This window comes from Janthinobacterium sp. PSRC1-1, assembly GCF_049897525.1.
Lineage (GTDB): Bacteria > Pseudomonadota > Gammaproteobacteria > Burkholderiales > Burkholderiaceae_D > Janthinobacterium > Janthinobacterium tructae.
Window position 1 is genome coordinate 99,003 of the sequence record NZ_JAFCWK010000016.1, and the last position, 11,311, is coordinate 110,313.

The 11,311-nt window shown below is 65.7% G+C and carries 9 protein-coding genes; 1 reads left to right on the forward strand and 8 read right to left on the reverse strand.

Annotated features, from left to right (window positions below; all coding sequences use genetic code 11):
* Positions 1-103 precede the first annotated feature (103 nt).
* The 7 genes from ACP7DW_RS25805 to ACP7DW_RS25835 form a co-directional block, all read right to left on the reverse strand.
* The gene (locus ACP7DW_RS25805; RefSeq protein WP_426057334.1) at positions 104-3,736 is read right to left on the reverse strand and encodes an EAL domain-containing protein; all 3,633 of its coding nucleotides are present in this window, start codon (positions 3,734-3,736) and stop codon (positions 104-106) included.
* Positions 3,737-4,037: 301 nt separating this feature from the next.
* On the reverse strand, positions 4,038-4,997 hold the full coding sequence (locus ACP7DW_RS25810; RefSeq protein WP_426057335.1) for an esterase/lipase family protein: 960 nt from the start codon (positions 4,995-4,997) through the stop codon (positions 4,038-4,040).
* Positions 4,994-6,640, reverse strand: coding sequence for a GMC family oxidoreductase N-terminal domain-containing protein (locus tag ACP7DW_RS25815; RefSeq protein WP_426057336.1), 1,647 nt, complete (start codon positions 6,638-6,640; stop codon positions 4,994-4,996). Before ACP7DW_RS25815 ends, ACP7DW_RS25810 begins: the two co-directional genes overlap by 4 nt.
* Positions 6,641-6,647: 7 nt before the next feature.
* A complete protein-coding gene (locus tag ACP7DW_RS25820) occupies positions 6,648-7,175 on the reverse strand; it encodes a hypothetical protein (protein ID WP_426057337.1) in 528 nt (175 codons plus the stop codon).
* Positions 7,176-7,247: 72 nt separating this feature from the next.
* Positions 7,248-8,444, reverse strand: a complete 1,197-nt coding sequence (locus tag ACP7DW_RS25825) for an MFS transporter (RefSeq protein ID WP_426057338.1) — start codon at positions 8,442-8,444, stop codon at positions 7,248-7,250.
* Between the two features lie 90 nt (positions 8,445-8,534).
* Positions 8,535-9,437, reverse strand: coding sequence for a LysR substrate-binding domain-containing protein (locus tag ACP7DW_RS25830; RefSeq protein WP_426057339.1), 903 nt, complete (start codon positions 9,435-9,437; stop codon positions 8,535-8,537).
* Complete coding sequence (locus ACP7DW_RS25835) at positions 9,434-10,198, reverse strand: RNA methyltransferase (protein WP_426057340.1); 765 nt, start codon at positions 10,196-10,198, stop codon at positions 9,434-9,436. The genes ACP7DW_RS25830 and ACP7DW_RS25835 overlap by 4 nt, the downstream gene beginning before the upstream one ends.
* Positions 10,199-10,393: 195 nt before the next feature.
* Between ACP7DW_RS25835 and ACP7DW_RS25840 the strand changes: the two genes are divergently transcribed.
* Positions 10,394-11,176 carry an inositol monophosphatase family protein gene (locus tag ACP7DW_RS25840; RefSeq protein WP_035826389.1) on the forward strand — a complete coding sequence of 261 codons (783 nt, stop codon included), beginning with the start codon at positions 10,394-10,396 and terminating at the stop codon, positions 11,174-11,176.
* A 46-nt stretch (positions 11,177-11,222) separates the two neighbouring features.
* Here ACP7DW_RS25840 and ACP7DW_RS25845 read toward each other — a convergent pair.
* On the reverse strand, positions 11,223-11,311 hold an 89-nt coding region (locus ACP7DW_RS25845; RefSeq protein ID WP_426057343.1), incomplete at its 5' end, for an integrase core domain-containing protein.

Here is an 11,311-nt window from a genome sequence, read left to right on the forward strand (position 1 = left end):
ACTTCATGGATGCTTTTATTCTAGAGAGCAAAACTAGAGACGGGAGTCTAATTCGATGCAAAGCTGCGTCTGAACGTGCGCCAGCACACGCAGTGGCAAGCGCCTAGGCGGCCGCTTTCACCTGGCCATGCAACAGCTTGTGCAGGCGGAAGCCTTCGCGGATATTCTCGCGCAGCACGGCGCCTTTCCACGGCTTGGTATAGAAGCGGTCGACGGCGCCACGGTTGATGGCCGCCATGATGGGCGTCAGGTCGGCAAAGGCCGACAGCATGATGCGGAAAGTATCGGGGCACAGGTGCTTGACCCGCTCCATGAATTCGGTGCCGCTCATGAGCGGCATGCACTGGTCGCACAGGATCACCTGCACCTTGTGGCGCGCCAGGATGTCGAAGCCCTCGGCGGCCGTCTGCGCCGTCAGGATGCGGTAGCCGTCCTGCGCCAGGAAGTCGCTGAGCACGTCGAGCATGAAGACATCGTCGTCGACGATCAGCAAGGTTTGCTGCTCTTCGCTGCCCGCATCCTGCGGCGCCTGCAGCAGCTTGCCCGCCATCAGCATCTGCTCGAATTCTTCCTGCGGCACGGGGCGGCTGAAATAATAGCCCTGCATCTCGTCGCAGCCGTGGCGCCGCAAATAAGCCAGCTGCGCATCGTTTTCCACGCCTTCGGCAATCACTTCCAGCTTCATGCTGTGCGCCATGCTGATGATGGCCAGCACGATGGCCGCGTCGTCCGGATTGCTGGTCACTTCGCGCACGAAGGCGATGTCGATCTTCAGCTTGTCGATGGGGAAGCGCTTCAGGTAGGCCAGGCTGGAATAGCCGGTGCCGAAATCGTCGATGGAAATCTGGATACCCAGCGCCTTCAGGTTGCGCAGCACGGCGATGGTTTCCTCGGCGTTCGACATCAGCGAGCTTTCCGTCAGCTCCAGCTCCAGCAGGTCGGGCGCGATATCGTGCTTGCTGATCGCCTTGAGCACCTCTTCTTCCAGGCCGCCGACGAAAAACTGGATGCCCGACACGTTCACCGACAGGTGCACCGGGCCGATGCTGCTGGCACCCCACTCGCTGATCTTCTTGCAGGCCTCGTCCAGCACCCAGTTACCGACGCGCACGATCAGCCCCGTTTCTTCCAGCAGCGGGATGAACAGGGCCGGCGAGACCATGCCGTGGCCGGGGCGGCGCCAGCGTATCAGCGCCTCGGCGCCGCTGATGCGCCCCGAGATGATATTCACCTTGGGCTGGAAAAACAGCACGAATTCCTCGTTGTCGATGGCACGCCGCAGGGCATTTTCCATGTCCAGCCGCGCCATCGATTGCGCGTTCATTTCCGCCGTGAAGAAGCGGAAGGCGTCGCGCCCGGCCTCCTTGGCGCGGTACATGGCCGTGTCGGCATACTGAATCAGGGTGTCCGCATCGACGCCGTCGTCGGGAAACACGGAAATGCCGATGCTGACCGTCACCGTCACCTCGTGGCCCTGCAAGTCGAAGGGCTTGCGCATCGCTTCGCGGATCTTCTCGACCACGCCCACGGCATGCTGGACGCCTTCTGGCAGCACCAGGATGGTGGCAAATTCATCGCCGCCAAAGCGGCCGCTGGTATCGCGCACGCGCAGGCAATCGACCAGGCGGCTGGAAAACTGGCGCAGCAGGTCGTCGCCGATGGTGTGACCCAGGGTGTCGTTGATATTCTTGAAGCGGTCGATGTCCATGAACAGCACGGCCACGGCCCACTGGTGTTCGGCCGCCTGGGACAGCGAATGGGTCAGCGAGGCGTAAAACTGGCTGCGGTTCGGCAAGCCCGTCAAGGTATCGAAATGGGCCAGCTTCATCAGGCGCTGCTCGGCATCCTTGCGCTCGGTGATGTCGCGCGCCACGGCCACCAGAATCCAGCTCTGCCCCGAGCGCAGGGTACGCCGCTGCACTTCCACCGACAGCGGCGAGCCATCCTTGCGCTGCAGCTGCAATTCCGTCATCGGGCCGCCCTGGTCGCCGGCCAGCAGCTTGTTGTACAGCTCTTCCAGCGGGGTCTCGCCCTCGTTCGCGCGCCCCGGCCCCACGCGCAGGAAATCCTCGCGCTCAAAGCCGAGCATGCGGCAGGCAGTCTGGTTGACGTCGACGAAGCACATGCCGGCGCGGTCGACGAGAAAAATCGCGTCGGCGGTGGCATCCATGGCCAGGCGGAAGCGGCGCAAGTCTTCATCGAGACGGATGCGCGCCGCCATGTCCAGGGTCAGCTGCTCATGGTGGCGCTTGATCTCGTCGTACAGCAGCAGGTTGTCGTAGGCGACGGCGATCTGCGCCGCCACCGTGGCGGCCACGCGTTCGTCGACTTCGGAAAACTCGTTCGCCCCAAGCTTGTCGACCAGGTACAGCCAGCCGTGGCTGCGCTCGCGCGAGGCGATGGCGACGCCCAGGAAGGAGTGCACGGGCGGGTGCGTGTCGGGCAGGCCCAGCGCGCCGGGGTCGCCTTTCAAGCCATTGACACGGTAGGGCTGGCGCTGTTCCAGCAAGCGGTTCAGGATGCCCGTGCGCGGCGCGCTGGCAATGCGCTCGAGGTCTTTCTCGGCGCCGCACGAGGAAAAATAACTGAGCTTTTCGGCGCCCTCTTCCAGCACGCCGATGCAGGCATACCTGGAGACGCAGATATTCTGCGCCACCTTGCAGCCCGCCTCGATCAAGGCGCGCGGATCGCGTTCGGCGCCCAGTTCGATGCCCAGCTCGATCAAGGCCGTCAGGCGCAGGCTCACCGCCTGCAGGCTCGACAGAGAGCGCGACAGGCGCTCCGTCATGATGCCCAGGTCTTCGGGGAGGGCGGCTTGGCCGTCGCGCTGGCTGGCCAGCTGCGAAATCTGCTGGCTGCTCGATTCGAGTTCGTCGAGGTAGCCGCTGACCTGGTGATCGATGGCGGCCAGCTTGCCAGTGGCGGGCAGGGGCGCAGCACTGCCCGCCACAATGGGCGCCTGGGCGGCCGCCGGCATCAGTCCCAGCGCCTCGTTGACCGTGCACACGATGACTTCAGGGTCGGACGGCTTGGGCAACACCCAGCGCACGCCGCACGCCTGCGCCAGCAAGATCGCTTCCTGCTCGCGGTAGGTGGCCGTATAAAAAATGATGGGCACGTCGATCAGCGCGGGATCGGCATGCACGCGCGTGACGAATTCGTAGCCGTCCATGTTCGGCATGAGGATGTCGGAGATGATCAGGTCCGGCCGCTCGGTGCGCAATATTTCCAGCGCGTCGGCGCCATTGGCCGCCTCCAGCAGGCGGTGGCCGCCGTAGCCCAGCAGCGCGGTCAGGAATTCGCGGTTCAGCACATGATCGTCGACGATCAAGATGGTAGCTATGTCGTTTTTAACTGGCGTCGACGGCGCCCCGGGTAAAAAAGACTCCAGCTCCGCCACGAACAGGTCCGGCTCGATCGGCTTGCCGATATAGCCATTGAAACCCGCCTCGAGCAGGCGTTCGCGGTCACCCACCATGGCCAGCGCCGTCACGGCCAGGGCCGGAATCTTGCGCAGCAGCGGGTCTTTCTTCAGCTCGGCCACCACGCCATAGCCATCGAGCTTGGGCAAATGCACGTCGCAGATGATCAAGTCCGGCAATTCGCTGCGCGCCATGCGCACGCCCTCTTCGCCGTCATAGGCGGCCAGCGGCGTGTACCCGAAGGCACGTAACAGGTACACCATCAATTCCATATTGGTGGCGTTATCTTCGATAATCAGGATACGTGCGGACAATTAGCACCCCCCATGAAAACTGCATAGACTCATATTCTGCCTGCACCGATCTTTCCGCTTGCGCGGCAACATGCTGATCCTACAACATCCTGCCATGCATCCCCGCAAATATCTCGCATGCGGATCGCTGTGGCGCGGCGCATACGGCCTCGGCAATGATTGCTGGCCGTCACCTTCGTGATGCTAGCTTAATACAGGACGCCAGTGGAAAACAGCATTTTCTGGGCCTGACCCTGTTAAACCTGGGCAACAGCAGAGTCAAAAGAGACAGTCTTGCCATGCTGATAAAACACAACAGGATTCAGGAAAAATGGGGGCTGGAAGGGGGCTGGGCGACTTCGCACTTGATAGTAATTTCCGCTAACAGCTGGCGCAGGACGCGCGCATCGCTGGCCAGCGCCACGTGGCCGATGCCGCCGAAGGCAATATTGCGCGCGCCGGGCAAGTGCGCGGAAGTTTGCGGCGCGACAATATTATCGTGGTGTGAATATATCGAGGTGATCAGGGCGCGCGTTTCCGCTGCCTCGCTGGCGGCCAGCTGCGCCAGCCAGCCGCTCGGTGCGCCATCGATACGGCTCATCTGGCGCGCATTCGCGCCCGCCGCCAGGTTGGCCAGCGCCGTGCCGTGGTGCGGCGTGCCGATGGTGATAATGCGCGCCACGCGGGCCGCGCCGTAATGGCGCAGCCAGGCACGCGCCACCAGGCCACCCATGCTGTGGGCGACGAGAATCACGCGGTCGCTGCCCGTGCGAGTACACAGCTCGGTGATGGCTTGCTCGACCTGCGGCACGAACGCCTCGATGTCGCCGTCGATCGGCTCCAGGTCGATCGCCTTGTGCACGATGCCCGCCTGCGCCAGCTGCCGGCTCAGCTTTGTCCAATAGCCGCGGTTGCACACATAGCCGTGCACCAGCAGCACCGGCAGGCCCTGGCCAGATGGGATCATGTCGGCCGCATGCAGGCGCGGACGCAGCATGCCCCACGACGAGGTCCACAAGGTGGCGCACAGCTCGCCGAAAAACAGACGCGCGGCACCCATGGCGCCCAGCTGGTATTCAAGCGGTACCGGGCTGCCCAGGCGCCGGCTTTCCCAAAAATTGCGCGCCACGATCAGCGCGCGCACGGCCAGCAGCATGGCGCCCGCCAGCAGCACGGCCAGCACCGGCGAGGCGACGCCCCACGCCTGCATCGCCAGGTACACCACGCCCAGCACGGCCAGCACCTGCAGCAGCATCAGCCACTTGAGGATGCGCGCGATCATGCAGTGGCCGGGGCGGCGACAGGCATGGGCACGGGGGCAGGCTTGCCCGTCAACTGCCGCGCCAGGCCGCTGGCCAGGCGCGCCGCCAGCGCATAGATGCTCAGCTGCGGATTGGCGCCGATCGAGGTGGGGAACAGCGAACCGTCGTGCACGGACAGGTTGCGCACGCCGTGATAGCGGCCATCGGCCCCCGTCACGCCCAGGCGCGCATCGTCCGACATGGCGCAGCCGCCCATCACGTGGGCCGACACCACGCGCGCCAGCAGCGCCTTCATCGGCAAATCGCCGATGGCCTGTTTCGCCTGCGCCCAGCTGGTGTAGTGGCGGGCCAGCTCATGCACGGGATACACGCTCTTCGCGCCGGCCGCGAACTGGATTTCCGCCATCGACAGCAGCGCGCGCCGCGCGCCATCCCAGATGAAGGGCGTGAGCGGATAGTCGAGCACGGGCGCACCGAAGCTGTCGATCGACACGCTGCCGCCCGCCGAGTCGTGGTGAAAGCCGTCGCGCAGCAGCGCCAGCAAGCCGTGCGCATGGGGAAATGCGCGCATGGTGCGCGCATGTTCATCGCCGAAGCCGCCCATGGTGGTGGCCATCAGCAGCGGGTGCAGGGGCGGCGCCTCAAGCTTGTAGCCGATAGGGCCATCGATGGGCGCGGCGTGCAGGAAATGGTCGGAATAGATCGTCTGCGGCGCGCCCGCATAGGCATCGACGCGCTGGGGAAACAGGCCGGCCGAGATCACCGTCGGATGCAAAAAGGTGCGCTGGCCCAGCAAGCCATGCGGGTCGGGCGCCTGCGAGCGCAGCAACAGCGCCGGCGAGTTGATGGCGCCGCCAGCCAGCACAAAGTGTTTCGCGCGCAGCGTCAGGCGCACGCCCGTCGGCGCCTGCCCTGCAGCGTCCAGCGCCGTCACCTGCAGGCTGTCGATGCGCTCGCCCTTGAAGCTGAAACGCTCGGCGCGCGCATGCACGAGCAGACCGGCGCCCAGCGCCAGCGCCGACGGGATCGTCGTCACCAGCATCGATTGCTTGGCGTTCGTCGGGCAGCCCATGCCGCAGTAGCCGAGGTTCCAGCAGCCGTTCACGTTGCGCCGGATGGCGGCCGTGGGGATGCCCAGCGCCGTGGCGCCACGGCGCAATAAGTCGTTGTTTTCGTTGGGCGGCGCGGCCCAGTCGCTCACGTGCAGGCGTTTTTCCATCATGGCGAACCACGGCGCCATGGCATCGACGGCATAGCCGGACAAGCCGAAATGCTGGCGCCAGTAGTCCAGCGTGCCGGGCGGCGTGCGAAAGCTCGAGGTCCAGTTGACGGTGGTCGAACCGCCCACCGTGCGCCCCTGCAGGATGTTGATGGCCTTGTCGCGCGTCTTGCGCGCGGCAGATTCCTGGTACAGCGTGGGATAAGCGTCCGCTTCGCGCATCTTGAAGTCTTTCGAGGACTTCAGGCCGCCCTCCTCGACGATCAGCACTTTCAGGCCGGCCAGCGCGAGGATTTCCGCCGTCACGCCGCCACCGGCGCCGCTGCCGATGACGACGACATCGGCCTCAAAGGTGCGATCGGCGGCCAGGCTGCTGGCGTCGGTGACGTTCCAGCCGCTGGCAATGCCGGCGGCGATGGGGTCGGGTATGGGGGATGTGCTCATGGATGCCTTATGCGCTCAGTTCGGGCAGCGGTCCCGGATAGCCGATGGCGGCCCAGTGGGCGGCATCGGCATACCAGGCGCCGAGGATCAAATCGTGCAGGGCCAGGTAGGCCGTCTGCAGGGTGGCCAGGCGGTGCGTGCGCCACGACTGCAGGAAGGCTGCCACCTGGGCCGGGTCGGCCTCGGGCCAGCCATCTTTCACGCCGGCGACGAAACGCCGCGCGGGTGCCAGCGCCAGCAAGCCAAACAAATCCTGCACTTCCTGCTGCGCCGCCAGCGGCAAGCCATGGATGGCCGTGTCCACACCGGCGATGGCGCCGTCGAGGGCCCGGCTGCGCGCATCGCCCCCGTGCGGCAAGGCCTCGCCCAGCATGGCCGGCACGATGGCCGCCAGCGCCGCGCGCGCCGCGCCATCGAGCACGAAGCGGCCAGGCGCCGCCGGCCCCCGCAGCGCGCGGTACGCGGCGCCGCCGGCGGCCAGCGCGCAGGCGCCCAGCACGCCCAGTTTCAGAAACGATCTGCGTTGCAATCCCATGTGTCCCCTTGTTTTGTACCGCCTTTTGCCGGCCAGTGTACGCCAAAGGCAGGGGGCGTTTGAACGCAAAAACTAGAGCGGCGCGTCTAGTTTGCGCGACTGGAAGCACAGCAGCAGCATGGCCAGCAGCGCCGCCAGCGCGCCGCCGATGGCGATGCTGGGCAAGCCGAAGGTGACAATCAAGGTGGCGCCCAGCGCGCCTCCAAGGGCCGTGCCCGCATTGAAGGCCGCGATATTCAGGCCCGCCGCCACGGCGTCGCTGCCCGGGCAATGCCGCTGTGCCAGGAGCAAGAGGCGCATGGTCGACAGGGTCACGAGGGCAAAGAACAGCATGCCCAACGTGCCGCACAGGGCCAGCATGGCCAATGGCTGGGCGCGCAACAGATAAAACCCCAGCAGATTGAGCGCCAGCGCGGCCAGCGCCAGCACGGTGGAGCGCAGCGCGGACGGGCGATCCGCGCACCAGCCGCCCAGCAGGTTGCCGCCGATGGCGCACGCGCCAAAGCACAGCATGGCGGCACTGAGCCAGCCCGCGTCGAGTCCGCCCAGCTGCAGCAGGAAGGGCGAGATATACGTGAAAAAGCTGAAGGTGGCCACGCTGACCAGCGCCGCCACGCCAGCGGCCAGCAGCAGGGGCGGCTGCAGGATGGCGCGCAAGCTGGCCAGAGCCGATACGGCGGCAAGCTGCTGGCGCGCCGCCGGCATGGCGCAGCGCAAGCCGGCGCCGCCGCACAGGGCCAGCACGCCGATGGCGGCAAACACCCAGCGCCACGACGCGACGGCGCCCAGCCACGTCCCCAGCGGCACGCCGCCGGCCAGCGCCAGGGTCAGGCCCAGCCAGACGATGGACAGCGCCCTGCCCGCGCGGGACGGATCGACCAGGCTGGTGGCCGCGTGCGAGGCCACCGCCATGAACACGCCGTGCGCCAGGCCCACGGCAAAGCGCACACCCAGCAGCGCGCCCAGTGCCGGCGCTTGCGCCATCGCCACGCTGCCGGCCGCCAGCACGAACATGCTGGCCACCAGGATCTGGCGCACGGGCCGGCGCGCCAGCATGGCCGTCAGCACGGGCGCGCCGATGGCCGCGCCCAGCGCATACGCGGCGATGGCGCCGCCGGTCGCCGCCACGCTGGCGTGCAAGTCGCGCGCCATGGGCGACAGCAAGCCGGCGGCGATGAATTCGCACAGGCCGAAGGCGAAGCTGCACAGGGAGAGCAGATAAATCGCGGGCGGCAGGGATGCCGCGGTGCGGATAGATACAGGAGACATGGCGCTTCCAGCAAATCAAAACGCCATGCTGGCCCCTGGGCCATCATCTGTAAAATATCTTATTTATCTTGAAACGAGACGTTCAAAGTTTCATTGAGTGGCGCACAGCCGCAGCTGCGCCAGCAGCCGCTCGCGCACGGGAGACGTGCGCCGCGGGTCCCACGCCATGTACAGGTCGAGCTGGCGCAGCGGCGCGGGCGCGTTGCTTGCCAGCGGCAGCATGACCACGCCGGCCGGCATGCACGCGCCCAGGCTGGCCGGCAGCAGGGCCACGCCGAAACCGGCCGCCACCAGGCCCAGCACCGTTTGCAGGCGGCGCGCCTGCTGCGCCACGTGCGGCACGAAGCCCGCATGCAGGCACAGGCTGGCCAGCTGGTCGTGGAAACCCTGGCCCAGGTCGCGCGGCGAAGCGACGAAATCGTCACCGGCCAGCTCCGCCAGGTCCACGCGCGTCTGGCCCACGCAGCGGTGACCGGATGGCAGCGCGATCACGATGTCTTCGCCGGACAAGCGCTCGAAGCGCAAGCCCGGCGTGCTGCGACCGGGCGCGCGCAGCAGGGCGATATCGACCTCGCCTTTTTCCAGCCACTCGACCTGCTGCTGCGTCGACGCTTCACGCAAGGTCAATTGCACGGCCGGCGAGGCGAGGCGGAAGGCGCGCAAGGCGTCCAGCACGTGGACATACGGCGTGATGTGGATGAAACTCAGGCGCACGTGCCCTTCGATGCCCTGCGCCACGCGGCGCGCGGCGGCCACGCCCTCTTCCAGACTGGCCAGCACCTGGCGCGCCGTGGCCAGGAAAGCCGTGCCGGCCGACGTCAGGCTGACCTTGCGATTCGTGCGCTCGAATACGGGGTAACCCAGGGCTTCTTCCAGCCGCAGGATCGCCTGCGACAGGGGTGGCTGCGCCATGTGCAGCCGTTCGGCCGCGCGCCGGAAGTTCAGTTCCTCGGCGACGGCGATGAACTGGCGCAGCAGCCGCGTCTCGATCATGGGCCTTTTTTCGCCACCGCCAGGATATGCCGCGCGATGCCGCGCAGGATATTGACTTCTTCCGTCTCCAGCCCCGTGCGCGAAAACAGGCGTTTCAGACGCGGCATGAGCTTTTTCGGATTGTCGGCATCGAGGAAATCGATGGCCACCAGCGCCTGCTCAAGATGCGCATACATGCCGTCGACCTGCGCCAGGCTGGCCGCGTCGCCATGGAAACCGACGGGACTGGCGAGCTGTCCATCGCCGAGGGCCGCCACGCGGCATTCATAGGCGACCACTTGCGCCGCCTGCGACAGGTTCAGCGACGAGTACGCGGGATTGGCGGGAATGTTGATCAGCACATTGCACTGCTCGACGATCTCGTTGGGCAAGCCGAAGCGCTCGTTGCCGAAGATGACGGCTGCGTGCAGGTCTGCGCTGGCGGCCAGCTGGCTGGCGATGGCGCGCGGGGCGGTGACGGGCGGCGAGAATTCGCGCAAGCGGGCCGACACGGCCGCCGCGTAATTGCAGCCTTCGAGCGCCTCGGCGATCGAGCCGACGATGCGCGCGCCGGACAAAATATCCTGCGCGCCGCTGGCGAAGGCCACCGCTTCCGCGTCCGTCAAGGCGTCGGGGAAACGCGGGTTGACCAGCACCAGATCGGAAAAACCCATCGTTTTCATGGCGCGCGCGACGCCGCCAATGTTGCCAGGACGACTAGTTTCGACAAGAATAAATCGCAGGCGTGTGAAAAGAGACGTGTTGATTTCGGGCAGATTCATTTAAAATAGCGCTATTGCGCGGTATCGATACAGGAAATTTCGGGAAACGGAGTCACAAAACGCTGACGCCAGGCCGGGATTTTAACCACTTCGGCACCGCTCCGCTCTTTAATTCATTCTTGCACTCTATCGTACCGGCGCCGCAAGGCGGCCATGGGCGGTGGCGTGCTTTTAACGGAAGCTCACATGCACCCAATGCTCAACACGGCGATCAAAGCCGCCCGCCGCGGCGCCGCCGTCATCAATCGCGCCTCTTTTGACCTCGACCGCGTCGTCGTCACGGAAAAACAACATAACGATTTCGTCACCGACGTCGACCAGGCGGCCGAACAAGCCATCATCGAGGTGCTGTCCAAAGCCTACCCGGACCACGCGTTCCTGGCTGAGGAATCGGGAGCTTCCGCCAACTCGCACGACGAGAATGAATATCAGTGGATCATCGACCCGATCGATGGCACCACCAACTTTATCCACGGTTTCCCGCAGTACTGCATCTCGATCGCGCTCGCGCATCGCGGCGTCGTCACGCAAGCCGTCATCTACGATCCGGTCCGCAACGACCTGTTCACGGCCACCAAGGGCGCCGGCGCCTACCTGAACGAAAAACGCATCCGCGTCACCAAACTGGACCGCATCTCGAACGCCCTGCTGGGCACCGGCTACGTGGCCGGCAGCGCCCGCGCGCTGGACGAATACCTGAAGATGTACGCGATCATGGGTGAACGCAGCCAGGGCGTGCGCCGCGCCGGCTCGGCCGCGCTGGACCTGGCCTACGTCGCCTGCGGCCGCCTGGACGGCTTCTACGAAAAAGGCTTGAAGCCTTGGGACATCGCCGCCGGCGCCCTGATGATCACGGAATCGGGCGGTATCGTCGGTGAATTTTCCGGCGAATCGGACTACCTGTACAAGGGCGACGTCATCGCCGCCAGCCCGAAGATCTTTGGCCAGATGATCACCCTGCTGACGCCTTTCGCCTGATCGCCAGACGCGCTCTGTGTCCAGTCCTAAAATAGGTTGACAGTATTTACTGCTGTAGAAACGCCCGATGCACCGCATCGGGCGTTTTGTATTGCAAGGCCGTATGCGGCCGTTCCTGGTTATAGATGCGCACCG